The 16,437-nt window shown below is 62.6% G+C and carries 13 protein-coding genes; 9 read left to right on the forward strand and 4 right to left on the reverse strand.

All coding sequences use genetic code 11. The annotated features are described in order from the left end of the window. Positions 1-128 precede the first annotated feature (128 nt). Positions 129-3,623 carry a bifunctional proline dehydrogenase/L-glutamate gamma-semialdehyde dehydrogenase PutA gene (gene putA, locus ABDJ38_RS03625; RefSeq protein WP_346783697.1) on the forward strand — a complete coding sequence of 1,165 codons (3,495 nt, stop codon included), beginning with the start codon at positions 129-131 and terminating at the stop codon, positions 3,621-3,623. On the opposite strand, the gene proB is transcribed toward putA, so the two are convergent. Continuing rightward, positions 3,620-4,795 carry a glutamate 5-kinase gene (proB, locus tag ABDJ38_RS03630; protein WP_346783698.1) on the reverse strand — a complete coding sequence of 392 codons (1,176 nt, stop codon included), beginning with the start codon at positions 4,793-4,795 and terminating at the stop codon, positions 3,620-3,622. The two genes, putA and proB, sit on opposite strands and share 4 nt — an antisense overlap. 248 nt (positions 4,796-5,043) lie before the next feature. On the opposite strand from proB, the gene ABDJ38_RS03635 reads away from it, so the two are divergent. Genes ABDJ38_RS03635 through ABDJ38_RS03650 form a run of 4 tightly spaced genes read left to right on the forward strand, consistent with a single transcriptional unit; the run spans position 5,044 to position 9,588 of the window. After that, positions 5,044-5,580, forward strand: coding sequence for a flavin reductase family protein (locus tag ABDJ38_RS03635; RefSeq protein WP_346783699.1), 537 nt, complete (start codon positions 5,044-5,046; stop codon positions 5,578-5,580). A gap of 14 nt (positions 5,581-5,594) precedes the next feature. Further along, positions 5,595-6,359: a trehalose-phosphatase gene (gene otsB, locus ABDJ38_RS03640; RefSeq protein WP_346783700.1), complete on the forward strand. Its 765-nt coding sequence runs from the start codon at positions 5,595-5,597 to the stop codon at positions 6,357-6,359. After that, on the forward strand, positions 6,356-8,146 hold the full coding sequence (locus ABDJ38_RS03645) for a glycoside hydrolase family 15 protein (RefSeq protein WP_346783701.1): 1,791 nt from the start codon (positions 6,356-6,358) through the stop codon (positions 8,144-8,146). Before otsB ends, ABDJ38_RS03645 begins: the two co-directional genes overlap by 4 nt. A gap of 38 nt (positions 8,147-8,184) precedes the next feature. Next, positions 8,185-9,588, forward strand: coding sequence for an alpha,alpha-trehalose-phosphate synthase (UDP-forming) (locus ABDJ38_RS03650; protein ID WP_346783702.1), 1,404 nt, complete (start codon positions 8,185-8,187; stop codon positions 9,586-9,588). A 61-nt stretch (positions 9,589-9,649) separates the two neighbouring features. Here ABDJ38_RS03650 and ABDJ38_RS03655 read toward each other — a convergent pair whose 3' ends face one another. Both ABDJ38_RS03655 and ABDJ38_RS03660 read right to left on the reverse strand, forming a co-directional pair. Beyond that, entirely contained in the window at positions 9,650-10,072 is a 423-nt protein-coding gene (locus ABDJ38_RS03655; RefSeq protein ID WP_346783703.1) for an MAPEG family protein, read from the reverse strand. Positions 10,073-10,110: 38 nt separating this feature from the next. After that, complete coding sequence (locus ABDJ38_RS03660) at positions 10,111-11,088, reverse strand: threonine ammonia-lyase (RefSeq protein ID WP_346783704.1); 978 nt, start codon at positions 11,086-11,088, stop codon at positions 10,111-10,113. A 134-nt stretch (positions 11,089-11,222) separates the two neighbouring features. Between ABDJ38_RS03660 and ABDJ38_RS03665 the strand changes: the two genes are divergently transcribed. Further along, complete coding sequence (locus ABDJ38_RS03665) at positions 11,223-12,275, forward strand: 1,9-bis(guanidino)-5-aza-nonane synthase (protein WP_346783705.1); 1,053 nt, start codon at positions 11,223-11,225, stop codon at positions 12,273-12,275. A gap of 19 nt (positions 12,276-12,294) precedes the next feature. On the opposite strand, the gene ABDJ38_RS03670 is transcribed toward ABDJ38_RS03665, so the two are convergent. Then, positions 12,295-13,089: a DUF3137 domain-containing protein gene (locus tag ABDJ38_RS03670; protein ID WP_346783921.1), complete on the reverse strand. Its 795-nt coding sequence runs from the start codon at positions 13,087-13,089 to the stop codon at positions 12,295-12,297. Between the two features lie 221 nt (positions 13,090-13,310). On the opposite strand from ABDJ38_RS03670, the gene ABDJ38_RS03675 reads away from it, so the two are divergent. The 3 genes from ABDJ38_RS03675 (at position 13,311) to ABDJ38_RS03685 (ending at position 16,375) form a co-directional block, all read left to right on the forward strand. Next, the gene (locus ABDJ38_RS03675; RefSeq protein WP_346783706.1) at positions 13,311-13,862 is read left to right on the forward strand and encodes a LemA family protein; all 552 of its coding nucleotides are present in this window, start codon (positions 13,311-13,313) and stop codon (positions 13,860-13,862) included. Positions 13,863-13,981: 119 nt separating this feature from the next. Continuing rightward, a complete protein-coding gene (locus ABDJ38_RS03680; protein ID WP_346783707.1) occupies positions 13,982-15,184 on the forward strand; it encodes a type III PLP-dependent enzyme in 1,203 nt (400 codons plus the stop codon). Between the two features lie 123 nt (positions 15,185-15,307). After that, positions 15,308-16,375, forward strand: coding sequence for a choice-of-anchor A family protein (locus ABDJ38_RS03685; protein ID WP_346783708.1), 1,068 nt, complete (start codon positions 15,308-15,310; stop codon positions 16,373-16,375). Positions 16,376-16,437: the final 62 nt, after the last annotated feature.

Here is a 16,437-nt window from a genome sequence, read left to right on the forward strand (position 1 = left end):
GTTTTTCGCCCATTGCTGGAACCAGCCGAGCAAGGGTTCGTAAGGTAATAGTCACAAGTAGGGAATGACCGGCTGCTGTTGCGGATGCTCCATTCCCGATAGGAATCCTACCGCAGGAAAGGTCTACATTGCCCTACCAGCCGCTCTCCGAATACCGCGCCCTTATCAGAACCAACCACTTCGCCGACGAGCAGATGCTGCTCGATCAGCTCATTGCCAACCATGGCCCGTCGGAGGAGCAGCGCAAGGCGATAGGCGAGCGCGCGTGGAGCGTGATCGACCGGGTGCGCAAGCACACCAAGCCGACGATGATGGAAAGTTTCCTTCAGGAATATGGTCTTTCCACCGAGGAAGGGCTGGGCCTGATGACGCTGGCCGAGGCGCTGCTGCGCGTGCCCGACAGCGAGACGGTCGACCGGCTGATCGAGGACAAGATCGTCCAGGCCGACTGGGGCGATCACTTCGGCCATTCTGACAATGCGCTCGTGAACGCCTCAACCATGGCGCTCGGCCTCACCGCCACGCTGCTCGATGATCCAGAACATGCCGGGCCGCTCTCCGCAGTGCAGAACGCTGCCAAGCGCCTTGGCGCGCCGGTGGTTCGCGCTTCGGTGCAGCAGGCCATGCGCGTGTTGGGCGGGCAGTTCGTGCTCGGCGAGTCGATCGAAGAGGCGATGAAGCGGGCGCGCAAGTGGGAAAAGCAGGGCGCGACCTACAGCTACGACATGCTCGGCGAGGCGGCGGTTACGGCCAAAGACAGCGAAGTGTTCTTCGATGCCTACATGCATGCCCTCGATGAGATCGCGAAGGCGGCCAAGTCCGATGACATTCGCGAAAATCCCGGCCTGTCGATCAAGCTCTCGGCGCTTTATCCGCGCTATGAGATGAGCCAGCAATCACGCGCCATCCCTGCGCTGGCCGAGCGCGTGAGCGAGCTTGCGCGCAAGGCGGCGGAGGCCAATGTCGGGCTCAATGTCGATGCCGAGGAAGCCTATCGTCTCGGCCTCTCGCTTGATCTTATCGAACTGGTCCTGGCCGACCCGCGCCTGGCCGACTGGGACGGCTTCGGCGTCGTGGTCCAGGCCTTCGGCAAGCGCGCCAGCTTCGTGATCGACTGGCTCTATGCGCTGGCCACACAGCTTGATCGCAAGATCATGGTGCGGCTGGTCAAGGGCGCCTACTGGGACAGCGAGATCAAGCTCGCGCAGATGAACGGGGTGGAAAGCTTCCCCGTCTTCACCTGCAAGTCAGCCACCGACATCAGCTTCATCTGCTGCGCCAACCAGTTGCTCGACAAGGCCGACCGCATCTATCCGCAGTTCGCCACCCACAATGCGCACAGCGTGGCCGCCATTATGGAGCTGGCCGGCAACCGCCGCGACTTCGAATTCCAGCGCCTGCACGGCATGGGCGAGGGGCTGCACGGTTTCCTGCTGAAGGATCGTGACGTCCGCTCGCGCATCTATGCGCCCGTTGGCGCGCATCGCGAGTTGCTCGCCTATCTGGTGCGGCGCCTGCTCGAAAACGGCGCGAACAACAGCTTCGTGGCCCAGCTTTCGAACCCGCAGGTGGCGACAGAGGAGATCGCCGCCGACCCGTTCGAAACGCTGGCTGCGGATCGCGAGAAGTCGAAGGACAAGGTGGTCCCTCCGGCGGACATCTATCTTCCCGAACGCATCAATTCACGCGGCTATGATCTGGCGGTGCGCGAACACCTGAACCGCTATCAGGAACTGCGTATGCCCTATGCGGAGAAGATCTGGCGCGCAGGCCCGCTAACGGCGGAAGGAGCTAATTCCGGCGAGGAGATCACCATTTGCAACCCGGCCTTTCCTGATCGGGTGGTAGGCTATGTGATCGAAGCGGACGCTGAGACGGTCGAGTATGCGCTGGACGCTGCGCGGCCTTGGGATGCCACGCCCGAAGAGCGCGCAGAGAAACTGCGCCGCATTGCCGATCTTTACGAGGCGAACGAGGGCGAATTCTATGCCCTGCTGACGCGCGAGGCGGGCAAGAGCCCGGTCGACACCGTAACCGAGCTTCGCGAAGCGGTGGATTTCCTGCGCTACTACGCCAGCCAGTGCGAGAAGCCCGAGCTGGCTGGACGCAAACCGCGCGGTGTGATCGCCTGCATCAGCCCATGGAACTTCCCGCTCGCGATCTTCACCGGCCAGATTGCGGCCGCATTGGCAGCGGGCAACGGCGTGATCGCCAAGCCCGCCGAGACGACGCCGCTGGTCGCCTTCATGGCCACCCGGTTGTTCCATCTGGCGGGTGTACCGGAAACGGCGATCCAGCTCCTGCCCGGAACGGGCGCTGAAGTGGGCGGTCTGCTCAGCGGCGATGCGCGGATCGATGGTGTGTGCTTCACGGGTTCGGTCAACACTGCGCAGGTTATCAACCGGAGCATAGCCGACGCGCTGTCTCCCGATGCCCTGCTTATCGCTGAAACCGGCGGGTTGAACTCCATGATCGTCGATAGCTCGGCCTTGCCCGAGCAGGCGGTGAAGGACGTGATTACCTCGGCCTTCCAGTCCGCTGGGCAACGCTGCTCGGCCTTGCGCATGCTCTATGTCCATCAGGACGTGGCCGAGCAGTTCATCGAGATGCTCTCGGGCGCGATGGATGAACTGACGGTCCAGGATCCGTGGTACCATTCGACCGACGTTGGCCCGGTAATCGATGCCAAGGCGCAAGAGTCCATCAGCGATTATATCGACAGGGCCAAGGCTGAAGGGCGGCTCATCAAGCAGATCGATGCGCCCGAGGAAGGTCACTTCGTCGGCCCCGCAGTGATCCGCGTGAACGGCATCAACGATCTCGAACGCGAGGTGTTCGGCCCGGTGTTGCACCTCGCGCTGTTCGGCAAGCAGGAGCAGCTGCAGGACATCATCAACAATGTGAACGGGCGCGGCTACGGGCTCACCGCAGGGCTGCACACGCGCATCAAGCGGCGGCAGAACTTCATCTCCGACCGGATCCACGTCGGCAACATGTACGTCAACCGCAACCAGATCGGCGCGGTGGTCGGCACCCATCCGTTTGGCGGCGAGGGCCTTTCAGGCACCGGTCCCAAGGCGGGCGGACCGCACTACTTGCCGCGTTTCTATGTTGATGAGATGACGAATGATCCGGTGACGCAGGGGCGCGAGGTTTCGCTTGAGGAACTGAACGCGGCGCTCGCTGAGCTACCCGAAGCACCGAACCGCAAGATCGACGAAACCGAAATGCCCGGTACGACCGGCGAGAGCAACTGCCTCTCGTTGCACCCGCGCGGGCCGATCTTGTGCCTTGGCCCCGATGGCGAACAGGCCATGCGTCAGGCCCAGGAGCTGCGCGAACTGGGCTGTCCCACGCTGGCCGTGGCGCCCGGTGCAACCGGTGAGCATGCGATCGACGGGTTCGTGGATCGTGAACTGCTGGCCGAAGCCGAGCCGCTGAAGGTCGTGGTGAGCTTCAGCAACGCCGAGGACCGCAAGGCGATCCGCAAGGCGCTGGCTAGCCGCGATGGTGCGATTGTGCCGCTCTTCACCACGCCCGACTTCGCCAGCCGGTGCCTGGTGGAGCGGCACATCTGCATCGACACGACCGCCGCTGGCGGCAACGTGTCGCTGCTCAGCTAGCGCTTCTCGTCGGGGAACGGTTCGAATGTGGCCTGCTTGGCCGGTTCGGGCCGTTCCCACGGCAGATGGCGTTCGTCCAGCGTGGTCAGGTTGTTCTGTTCGACCAGCACCGCGCGGGAATGATAGCCGAGCAGCTGCTTGACCGGAATGTCGAGGTTGCGCACGAGGATCTCTGTTTCCTCGGACGTGAAGTCGCTCATCCCGCGCGCGCGCTCCTTGCCATCTTCGTCGTAGATGTGGATCACGTCGCCCTTGTTGTAAGAGCCTTCGATCCTGATCACGTCTTCGCGGTGAACGCCGCGTTCACCCGCATCGACCTCATCGGCAGCGCTGCCATTGATCACGATAGAGCCGGCAATGTGCAGCCGTTCGGACAACCAGGCGTGCCAGGTCGCCAGAGGTTCCGAATGGGCGAGGCAGATGGTGCGCGGACGCTCACCAAACAGCGCTGACGAAATCGGGCTGTCGGCCTCGCCATTGGCGATGATCGTGTGGCAACCCGAATTCTGCGCCATGTTGGCAGCCTGCAGTTTGGTCAGCATGCCACCAGTGCCCAGAGTGCTCACTCCCTCTGTCACCGACAGATACTGGCTGACGTCCTGCACCTCTTCCACCAGCTTGGCATCGGGGTTCGATGGATCCTGGTCGTAAAGGCCATCGACGCTGGTGAGGATGATGAGATGTTCGGCGAGCACCATCTGCGCGACCTTGGCGGCGAGGCGGTCGTTATCGCCCACGCGGATTTCCTCGGTGGTGATCGTGTCGTTCTCATTGATGATTGGAACGACGCCGGCCTCAAGCAGGCGCACCAGAGTGTTCTTGGTGTTGAGGAAGCGCGAATGGATCTCGAAATCGCCCAGCGTCACCAGAATTTGCGCAATATTGAGGTCGTATTCGTGGCCGATCTGCTTGTAGGCGTTGAGCAGAAGAGGCATCCCGCAGGCGGCAGAGGCCTGCTTGTCACGCAGCCCGGCATCTTCGGGTGATACGCCCATCATCTTCATGCCGAGCGCAACAGAACCGGAAGAGCACAAAAGAACTTCGTAACCCTGATCACGGAGCAGCGAGAAATCTTCCATTATTCGCTGCATGAATCCCCAGCGTGGGGTCAAACGGGTCTGATCCGTAAGAAGGCTGGATCCGATTTTTACGACAATCCTTTTGCGAGCCATAGAACAACCAAGTATTACTTCGGGACAAGGGCGATATATTTAAAAGGTTAATTTCGGTGTAACCGGCAGGATTTACGTGTCGTGTTGCCCGCCGATCTGACGGCAGACCATATAGGCGACGATGAATTTCTCGCAAGGCACTGGCTGGGTAAATTAAGCCAATGCGTCTGCAATATCGCTGAGTCGGGGGCAAAAGCGCAGATTGCGCAAGGCTGACCTTGAATGCGCGCCGTTCCGGCGATACCGCGATGCAACACGCAGTTTCAGCCGGGGAAGTTACCAGCCTGACCATGAGCGACTTCGATGCTCTGGAATTTCGCAGCGCGCTCGGCCGTTTTGCGACCGGGGTGACCATCGTCACCACCGTCGATGCGGCTGGCGAACGTTACGGTGTGACGGCCAATAGCTACAATTCGGTCTCGCTCGATCCGCCGCTGGTGCTGTGGTCGCTGGCAAAGACCTCGCGTTCGATCGCCGCATTCGAGGATTGCGAGGCTTTCGCGGTGCATATCCTTGGCGCGCATCAGGAAGAGCTCGCCAAGCGGTTCGCATCCTCGTCGGCGGACAAGTTCTCCGGGCTCGACGTTCATGCCGGGCTGCATGGGGTGCCGCTGTTCGAGGAATGCGCGGCCCATTTCGAATGCACGCTGGAAAACCGCTTCGAGGGCGGGGACCACGTGATCTTCCTCGGCCGTGTGGAGCACTTTGCGCACGGTGATGCGGCGCCGCTGTTGTTCCACGATGGCAAGTTTGCCCGTGTCGAGGCGTCGGAGAAAAAGGCATAGCGGGTGATGCTGAAATGAATGCAACCGGTGGGGAGGCTCGACATGAGCCTCTGCCCGCGCCGCCGAGCCTGCGCGACCTGAGCGAACGCGGCCCGTTCGCCCTGTTCCTCGATTTCGATGGCACGTTGGTCGAACTCGCGCCTGGTCCCGATGAGATCGTGATTCCCTCTTGGCTGGTTGAGTCGCTGAACCGCCTGTCGGCCCGTCTGGATGGGCGACTGGCGCTGATAAGCGGGCGCGCTATCGTCGATCTTGAAAAGCATCTCGGCCCGCTGGCGCTGGCGCGGGCTGGGTCGCACGGGGCTGATTGCCGTCTGGCCGATGGTACGGTCTTGGGCAGGGCGCCCACGGCGCTCACCGATGGCGCGCTGGGCGAACTCGCCGCCTTTGCAGAGATCGAAGGTTTCGTGCGCGAAGACAAGCCACACGGTGGCGCGTTGCATTATCGCCATGACCCCATGCTTGAGGACAAGGGGCAGGCCTTCGCCAAAGCCTTCGCGGGCCGCCACGGACTTGAGATAAAGCGTGGGAAATGCGTGATTGAATTCGTTGCCAGCGGGGCAGACAAGGGCGGTGCAGTCTCCGCGCTGATGGCCGAGCCACCCTTTGCCGGGGCGTTGCCGGTGTTCGTGGGCGATGATGTGACCGACGAAGACGGCTTTCGCGCCGCCGGGCAGCTTGGCGGCTTTGGCGTGCTGGTGGGCGATCGCGAGGGGTCGCAGGCGCGTTTTGGGCTGGATGGGCCCGCTGATGTTTACCGATGGCTGGAGATTGGATGACACACACACCTTCGCTCGAACTATGGCCGATCGGCAATTGCCAGGTGTCCGGCCTTGTCGACCGGACCGGCGCGATTGTCTGGGGCTGCGTGCCGCGTGTCGATGGCGACCCGACGTTTTGCGCGCTGGTCAACGGCGATGCGCAGGACGTGGGCGTCTGGCGCTTCGAGATAGAGGGGCAGGTCTCTGCCTCGCAAAGCTATATCCGCAACACGCCGATTCTGGTCACGCGGCTTGAATCGGAAGATGGCAGCGCGGTCGAGGTGCTCGATTTCTGTCCCCGGTTCGAACGTTCGGGCCGCATGTATCGCCCGGTCGCCTTCGCGCGGATCGTGCGCCCGGTGGCCGGAACGCCGCGGGTCAAGGTCGTGCTACGACCGATGAAGGATCACGGCAACACGCTGGCGGAAACCACCTACGGCACCAACCATATCCGTTATCTCACCAGCGGTCAGGCCTTGCGGCTGTCGACCGATGCGCCGGTCGGCTATGTTCTCGAACAGCGCGTCTTCCGCGTCGAAGAAGATACGCATTTCTTTCTCGGCCCGGACGAGCCGTTTTACGGCAACTTGCGCGAACAGGTGCGCTCGATGGAGCAGCAGACGCGCAAGTACTGGCAACTGTGGTCGCGTGGCCTTGCTACCCCTTACGAGTGGCAGGAAGAAGTGATCCGCTGCGCGATCACGCTCAAGCTGTGCCAGCACGAGGAAACCGGCGCGATTGTCGCTGCGCTGACGACCTCGATCCCCGAGGCGCCAGGTTCGGAGCGCAACTGGGACTATCGCTACTGCTGGATTCGCGATTCGTATTATACGGTCCAGGCGCTCAACCGGCTCGGCGCGCTTGACGTGCTGGAGAAGTACCTCGGCTATCTGCGCAACATCGTCGATGCGTCCAAGGGCGGGCACATCCAGCCGCTTTATTCGGTGATGGGCGAAGGGGAACTCAACGAAACCACCGCGGGGTGGCTGGCCGGCTATCGCGGAATGGGGCCGGTGCGCATCGGCAATGCCGCCTACAAGCAGGTGCAGTACGATTGCTATGGCCAGATTGTCCTGCCGACGGTGCAGGGCTTTATCGACAAGCGACTGCTCCGGATCGCCGACGAACGCGATTTCGAAGCGCTTGAAGAAGTGGGCGAAAAGGCCTGGCAGATGCACGACAAGCCCGATGCGGGCCTGTGGGAATTCCGCACCCGGCAGCAGGTCCACACCTATTCCGCAGTCATGAGCTGGGCGGCCTGTGATCGGCTTGCCAACAGCGCAGAGCATCTGGGCAAGCCCGACCGGGCCGAACACTGGCGCACGCGCGCCGACGCCATTCGCGCCACCATCGAGGCGAAGGCCTGGAAGGAGGAGGGCGGCCACTATGGCGCCAGCTTCGAGAGCGATTATCTCGATGCGAGCCTGCTGCAGCTGCTCGAACTGCGCTATTGCTCGCCCGACGATCCACGCTTCGTGGCCACCTTCGAACAGGTCGAGAAAGAACTGCGCAGGGGCGAACACATGCTGCGCTACGCCGCCGAAGACGATTTCGGCGCGCCGGAAACGGCTTTCAACATCTGCACCTTCTGGCTGATCGAAGCGCTTGCCATGACCGACCGCAAGGACGAGGCGCGCGAACTGTTTACCACCATGCTCGATCATCGCACCGGCTCGGGGCTGCTGTCGGAGGATATGGATTTCGAAACCGGCGAACTGTGGGGGAACTTCCCGCAGACCTATTCGCTGGTTGGAGTGATAAACTGTGCCGCCCTGCTGTCGCGCCCGTGGAATGCGTTACGCTAGGCCAAGCGCGTCAGCCTGAGGGCTGAACGGGGGACAATATGAGCAGACTGGTAGTCATTTCGAACCGCGTCGCGGTGCCCAAGGCGCGCGGCGCTGCCGGGGCGCAAGGCGGGCTTGCCGGTGCGCTCAATGCGGCCCTGCGCAAGAATGGTGGAATCTGGTTCGGCTGGTCAGGGCAGGGGGTGGACCAGTTCACCGGCTCGATCAACTATGCCCGATCGGGCGACGGCGTCACCACCGCCACCATCGATCTCGAATATCAGGACGTCGACGAATATTATAACGGCTATGCGAACTCCACGCTGTGGCCGCTGTTCCACTTCCGTATCGACCTGACCCGCTACGAAAACGAATTCGGCGTGGGCTACGAGCGCGTGAACGAGCGCTTTGCCGAGGCGGTTCTGCCGCTGATTGAGGCAGGCGATGACATCTGGGTGCATGACTATCATCTGATGCCGTTGGGGGAACAGCTGCGCGAAAAGGGGGTGAAGAACCGCATCGGATTCTTCCTCCACATCCCGTGGCCGCCGACCAATCTGCTGGTATCGCTGCCATTCCACGAGCGGCTCGTGCGCGCATTGCTCCGCTATGACCTGATCGGATTGCAGAACGACACCTGGCTCGACAGCTTCCTGCATTATTGCCGCAAGGAGCTGGGGGCAGAGGTCGACGAAGAGACCGGCACCGTGGTCCTCGAAGGGCGCAAGACCATAGCCAGGGCCTATCCCATCGGGATCGACTTCGAGCACTTCATGAGCAAGGGCGAAACCGGAGAAGCGCGCCAGGCGCAGCAGCGGCTCGAATCCTCGACCCGCCACCGCACGGCGATGATCGGGGTGGATCGGCTCGACTATTCAAAGGGACTGCCCGAGCGCCTCGACGGTATCAGCCGCTTCTTCGACAACTACCCCGAGCGGGTGCGCGACCTCGTTTTCATCCAGATTGCACCGCCCAGCCGCGAAGACGTGCAAAGCTACCAGCACATCCGCGCCGTGCTCGAACAGAAGACCGGCCAGATCAACGGCGCGCGTTCCGAGGTCGATATCGTGCCGATCCGCTATGTGAACCGGGGGCATAGCCAGGAGGAACTGTTCGGCTTCTATCGCGGCGCGAAGATCGGCCTCGTCACGCCCTTGCGCGACGGGATGAACCTGGTGGCCAAGGAATATGTCGCGGCGCAGGACCCTAACGATCCGGGCGTGCTGATCCTGTCGCGGTTCGCCGGTGCTGCGCCGCAGCTCGATTGCGACGGCGAAGGCGCGCTGATGATCAACCCGCACAGTTCTGACGATATCGCGCACCATATCCGGCTCGCGCTCGACATGCCCTTGGAAGAGCGCAAGGCACGGTGGGAGCGCATGATCGGCACCGTACGCGACGACAACGTCCATTGGTGGACCGAGAACTTCGTCGGCGATCTGGCTGCGATCAAGCTGGATTGACCTTGGTGGCAACCGCTTGGGGGCCTCGCGGTTAGCGCTCCATCGCGGAACGCTATTGTGGTCAGACTGTCGATATCAGCGCATTGATGGCCATGAACAGCAAGGCCAACGAGCTGAGCAGGAACAGTGCGAAGCGAAACGGCACGGTGTTGACCAATGCCTGCCACAACGAATGCGCGATCCGCAGCGCGGCATAGAGCCAGGCGGCAATAAGCACGGCCTGTGAGTAACCGACCAGAGCGAGGATCAGTACGCAGGCATAGAACAGCGTTGGCTGCTCCATGAGGTGTGCGTAATTGTGGGCTTTCCAGTTTACCTCGGGTGCGAGGACGCCCTCAAGGTCCTGTCCCCGACCGCCCCTGCGTTTCCCGATAGGGATGTTGGCGTGGGCAAGCGCAGGCAGACGTACGGCCGCCATCCAGATCAGCATTATCAGCGACCAAATGATAAGCACCGCTGCGGGGGCTAGAATCTGGGTATGCATCGTTAGACCTCCTCAGCCGGCGACTTGCCGAGCCCTATCTAGCGTGCTCCTGCTTCGAGAACACGTGCGAACTGGCCGGGATCGACATTCCCGCCGGTCGCCATGACCACAGTGGTTCCATCGAGACTGGCCTTGCCGGAAAGCGCAGCGGCCAGCGCCACCGCTCCGCCGGGTTCGAGAACCAGCCGCAGCCGGTCGAAGGCAAGGCGCTGGGCATCCTGCACCTCGGCTTCGCTGACGCGCAGGCCGAAAGGGCAACGCTCGCGCAGTACGGCGAAGTTCAGCGGGCTGGTGGCCAACGTTTGCAGAGAGTCGCATTGAGTGGTTGGCGGATTGTCGGCCACACGGCAGATCTCGCCCGCTTCGAGCGACCGGCAGACATCGTCCCAGCCTTCGGGCTCGACCGGGACCACCGCGGCATCGGGGCAGGCCAGCGCCAGACCGGCGGTCAGCCCGCCGCCGCCACAACAGGCGATGATACGATCGACCGGAGGCGCGCCCCGGGCTGCCAGTTGCTCGGCAATCTCGATCCCGGCGCTGCCCTGTCCCTCGATCACCCACGGGTCGGCGAAGGCATGGCAATAGGTCGCGCCTTTCTCTTCGGCGATGGCCTGCGCGATCTCCTCGCGGTTTTCCTTGAGACGGTCGTAAGTCACGATCTCGGCGCCCAGCTCGCGGGTGCGCGCCAGTTTGATCGGCGGCGCATCGGCGGGCATGACGATGGTTGCCGCCATGCCCAGCCGGTGGGCGGCCCAGGCGACGCCCTGCGCATGGTTGCCGCTCGACACGGCCACAACGCCCGCCGTGCGTTCCTCTTCACCGAGAGCGGAGAGTCGGTGCCATGCGCCGCGTATCTTGAATGCGCCGACAGGTTGCAGACACTCGGCCTTTATCCAAACCTGCTGGCCATTGATCGTCATCGGGAGGAGAGGCGTGGGTGGGAGGATTTCGGCCACCTTCCGAGAAGCTTCGAGTACGCCGTCGCGGGTGGGCGTGCGGGGTTCCTGATCGATCATTCGCCAACCTATGGCACTCGTCTGCGTTGCGGACCAGCCTCACCGATGCTGCGCATGCGTTCGGAGCTTTATCCCGTGCGCGAACGCGGCTATCTGCGGCCCCGACCTATACCTATCTTCGGAGTCTTCTCCCCATGACCGATCCTCTCAAGAGCAACCGCAAGGCCGAACTGCTGTCGACCCAGGTCGAGCATATCGACATCACGAGCTTCGATGCGCGCCCCATCATCGACGCCATGGGCAAGATGAGCTTCACCAGCCGTGACCTCGCGCGCGCCACCGGCATTTACAACGACATGCTGTCCGACAAGGACTGCACCGTGTTCCTCGTCATCGCAGGGTCCACCAGCGCGGGCGGCTGTATGGATCTCTATGCCGAGCTGGTGCGCAACAACATGGTCGACGCCGTCGTCGCCACCGGCGCCACCATTGTCGACATGGATTTCTTCGAGGGGCTGGGCCACAAGCACTATCAAGCGCTCGAAGTGCCTGACGACGATACGCTGCGCTCGCTCTACATCGACCGCATCTACGACACCTACATCGACGAGGACGACCTCCAGAACGTCGATCACACGATCTTCGAGATCGCCGAATCGCTCGAGCCGAAGGCCTATTCGAGCCGCGCCTTCATCCGCGAGATGGGCAAGTATCTGGTCGAGCACGGCAAGAAGGAAAACAGCCTCGTCAAGCTCGCCTACGAGAACGACGTGCCGATCTTCTGCCCGGCCTTCGTGGATAGCTCTGCAGGCTTCGGTCTCGTCAAGCATCAGGTCGACGCGATGAAGGCGGGCAAGCCGCACATGGTGCTCGATGCCATTGCCGACTTCCGTGAGCTCACCCAGATCAAGATCGAGGCGGGCGTATCGGGCCTGCTGATGGTGGGCGGCGGTGTGCCCAAGAACTTCATTCAGGACACCGTGGTCTGCGCCGAAATTCTCGGCCACGAAGAAGTCGATGTTCACAAGTATGCGGTGCAGGTGACGGTGGCCGACGTGCGCGACGGTGCCTGCTCGTCCTCGACGCTGCAGGAAGCGGCAAGCTGGGGCAAGGTGAACACGGCAATCGAGCAGATGGTGTTCGCCGAGGCCGGTTCGGTCATGCCGCTGCTGGCGTCCGACGCCTACCACCGCGAGCACTGGAAGAAGCGCGAACCGCGCCGCTGGGCCAAGCTGTTCGATCAGTAAGCTCGCGCGAAGGGCCGAGCTAGCGCGGTGCCTCGTTGAGGCTCGTGGCCAGCTCGGCCATTGCCATGAACTGATCAATCGAACGTCCGACATTGGCGCGATCCCGCGTGGCGTCGATCGAGCCGCTTTCGAACATGTTCTGCGACGACAGGACGATCGTCAGTTCGCCGTCCTTGAACAGCGCGCGCACGTCCCTGCCGTTGAAGGCGTCTTCGAGCGCGATCAGCTTTTCGATATAGATCGGGTGCACCAGCCAGCGCGCCTCGACCTGATCGTTGGTGTAGATGGTGAAGGCGTCCTCGAATGCGGGGTGGACCATATCGGCCCGCGCCAGCTTCACGCCGTCGAGTTCGATCTGCTCCTTCTCGCCGAGCCAGAGCATCTTCTGGTGCTTGCCCGAGCGCTCGACCAGCGTAACGCCGTGGAAATGCCGCGCCGCGGCAATCGTGATGATCGGGCCTCGGAAGACGGTCACGTAACGGGTGTTCTTGCCGCTCTTCTGTTTGCGTTCGAGATGGGCCTCATGAAGCGAAAAGGCGAGCTCGCCGAGATCGCCCTGCCACAGATCCTCGAATGACGCGCGCGAATAGGACTTGAACATCTCGTGTTCGCGCGCGCGCCGAAACCCTTCTCCGGCGGCGCAGTCGTGGGTGTAGGTGAGGCCCAGCGTGCCGGCGATGGCTTCGTTGATGCCGGTTTTCGTCGCCTTGACCGCCTCTGCGCGCGGGCGCCAGGCCCAGACCGCGCCGAGCATCGCCTTCGCGAAGATCAGGAACAGGCTGATCTCCTCGCCCGCCGAAGCGATGCTCAGCACTGCGATCAAACCCAGGATTCCCGACCCGAGCCAGAGGAAGCGTCGGTTGCTTTTCTCCCGCGCTTGATCGCGAACACCGGCCTGTGTTTCCAACCATCGGCCAAGATCGCCTGCCATCAAGGCGTCAATGTCCGGTTTTTCGATCATGGCCCCAAACCCTTTGCGCGGGCGAGGATTACTGGCACAAGACTCGCGCACAGGGATAGAGGAGAAATGGGCGCATGGACCTGATTGTGGGCATGGCCATCGTTGGCGTGCTGCTGCTGGTGGTGATCGGCATTTACAACCGGCTCGTTTCGCTGCGGCAGCAGGTGCGGCAGGGCGTTGCCGATATAGACGCGCAGCTGCGCCAGCGGCACGATCTTATTCCCAATCTCGTCAATATCGTGAAGGGCTATGCCGCGCACGAGCAGGATACGCTGGAGCAGGTGATCGCGGCGCGCAACGCGGCTGCGCAAGGCTCGCTCGCCTCGGGCGACGAGCAGCAGCTGCGTGCCGCGCTCGACCGCCTGCTGGCATTGGGCGAGGCCTATCCTGATCTCAAGGCCAACACCAACTTTCAGGAACTCCAGCGCGAGCTTTCTGTTATAGAAGACAAGCTGGCTGCCGCGCGCCGAGCGCTTAATGCCGCGGTTGCCCGGTACAACACCGGGCGGGAAACATTTCCGGCGGTGCTGTTCGCCGGTGTCCTTGGTTTTTCGGAGGCAGATTTCCATCGTCTTGACGACAGCGAGAAGGGTTCTGTGGACGCAGTGCCGCAAGTGCGATTCTAGTGGTCCATTTTCACTTGCAGTTCATTCTGTGCGGACTATATGCGCGCTTCCGCTGCCCCAAGGGATTCCCACCGCAAGGCAGCTTCTTGTCGGTTTAGAGCCTTAGGGGGTCCCTTGAATTGCACCATTTTCCTGACGCACAAGCTGTAGTCCGCGCCCTTTCGCCCGACGAGCCCGTCATTCTGACGCGGCCGCAGGCGGCTGCGCGGGCGGCGCGTTTCTTCGTCGAGCATTTCCCGGGCACTGCGATGTATGCGGTGAAGGCGAATCCCTCGCCCGATCTCATTCGCATCCTGTGGGAGAACGGCGTTACCCATTACGACGTCGCCTCGATTGGCGAGGTGCGCATGGTTCGCGCCGTGCTGCCGCAGGCCGAGCTGTGCTTCATGCACCCGGTGAAGACCGCCAGCGCCGTGCGCGAGGCCTATTTCACCCACGGCGTGCGCACCTTCAGCCTCGATACCATCGAAGAGCTGGGCAAAGTGGTGAAGGCCACCACCGATGAGAACGGCGAGCCCGCCGAAGATCTGCGCCTGCTGGTGCGCCTGCGCGTCTCGTCCGAGCATTCGGAGCTGTCGCTGGCGGCCAAGTTCGGGGTTGACCTCGTCGATGCCGCGCCGCTGCTCCAGGCCACGCGCCAGCATTGTGACGCGCTGGGCATCTGTTTCCACGTCGGCAGCCAGGCGATGACGCCGTTCGCCTATGTCCAGGCGCTCGAACGTGTGCGCGCGGCGATTGCCGAAGCGGCGGTGACGGTCGATATCGTCGATGTCGGCGGCGGGTTCCCCTCGTCCTATCCGGACATGGAGCCTCCGCCACTGGAGGATTACTTCGCGCTCATCCACCGCCACTTCGAGGCGCTGCCGATTTCCTATTCGGCGGAGCTGTGGGGCGAGCCGGGCCGTGCGCTGTGCGCCGAATATTCGTCGATCATCGTGAAGGTGGAGAAGCGTCGCGGCGACGAGTTGTTCATCAACGACGGCGCCTATGGCGCGCTGTTCGATGCGGCGCATGTGGCCTGGCGCTTCCCGGTCCGCGCGCTGGAGGACGACCTCACCCAGCCGCTCGCCGAGTTCTCCTTCTACGGGCCGACCTGCGACGATGCCGACTTCATGAAGGGCCCATTCCTCCTGCCGGAGGATATCCAGTCGGGCGACTTCATCGAGATCGGCATGCTCGGGGCCTATGGCGCTGCCATGAAGACCGGGTTCAACGGCTTCGGAGCGGTCGAGGCCTCCGTGGTCGACGACGAGCCGATGGCGAGCCTTTACCTCGGCCGCAAGGACGAGCGGGTCTCCGACAATGTGGTGAGCCTACGCTAAGGTCGGGTGGCCCCGCGTAACCATTTGCAAAATTACTTCCCGTAATGGGACGGAGCCATCTGGTCGTTTAGCGGCGGTTCGATGGCACTCTACGCGCACGCGACAAGCCCGGTTGGAGTTCCCATGATTCGCAGCAAGCTTTTGACCGCCTCTATACTGGCCGCCGGTGGAGTGATGTTCTCGACTGCCGCTATGGCGGAGGTTCCCGTTGGAACCGAGGTGCTGCGGGAATGGAACCTCGTGGTTCTCGGCGATCTCGCTTCCAGCTCGGAAGTCGAGGGGCGCACCTTCGTTGGCGGCAATCTCAGCGGCAACGCGTCGAACTACAACATCATGCCCGATGAGCCTTCGCCCAATGGCCAGCCCGGCCTGATCGTGGTCGGCAACGTGACCGGCGGCCACAAGAACCTCAACAATGGTTCAGGTGCTATCGTTGGCGGCAATGTGGACAGCGGGTTCAACCTCAATGGCCAGCAGACGGTGCAGGTCGGAGGCACGCTGTCGAACACCAATATCAATTCGAATGTCGTCACCAGCGGCATTGCCGCGAGCGATCCCGCCTTCGTGCAGAACCTCAAGCAGGACGCGAGCCTGCTTGAGAGCAGCATGCTCAACCTGTCTGCCGACCTGGAGGGCCTCTCGCCCAACAGCACAATGGAGACCATGGGCAGTCGGGGTGTCTTCAACGCTGCGCCCGACGCCGAAGGGCTCGCGGTCTTCTCGATCGACGCAGCCGACCTTAACGCGATCGGCGAAATCGACTTCCGCCTCAACGGCGCGGAAACGGTGGTGGTGAACGTGACCGGATCGTCGGTCGTTCTGAACGACAACTTCCTCGGCGGAACGCAGGAACTGGGCGAGAATGTGATCTGGAACTTCTCCGAGGCCGAGAACCTGGAGTTTACAACGGCTTTCGGCGGCTCGGTGCTGGCTCCCAAGGCCAAGGCGACGACTGCCAACTACATCGAAGGCTCTGCCGTGTTCGGCAGCCTGACGCAGAACGGCGAGATGCACGTCGGCACCTACAAGGGCGGCTACACCCCGCCGGGAAATCCCGGAACGCCTCCGGGTGGTTCGTCGACATCGAGTGGCGGCACGCCGGTTCCGGAGCCGGGCATGCTGGGCCTGTTCGGTGCTGCGTTGGCTGGTCTTGTGTTCCTGCGCCGTCGCCGCCGCCGCCAGAACGCCTGAGCACTTAAATCCGCTTCAAACAAAAGGGGCGGCCTCCAAGCAGGAGGTCACCCCTTTTTATA

The organism is Aurantiacibacter flavus, from assembly GCF_039710615.1.
GTDB lineage: Bacteria > Pseudomonadota > Alphaproteobacteria > Sphingomonadales > Sphingomonadaceae > Alteraurantiacibacter > Alteraurantiacibacter flavus.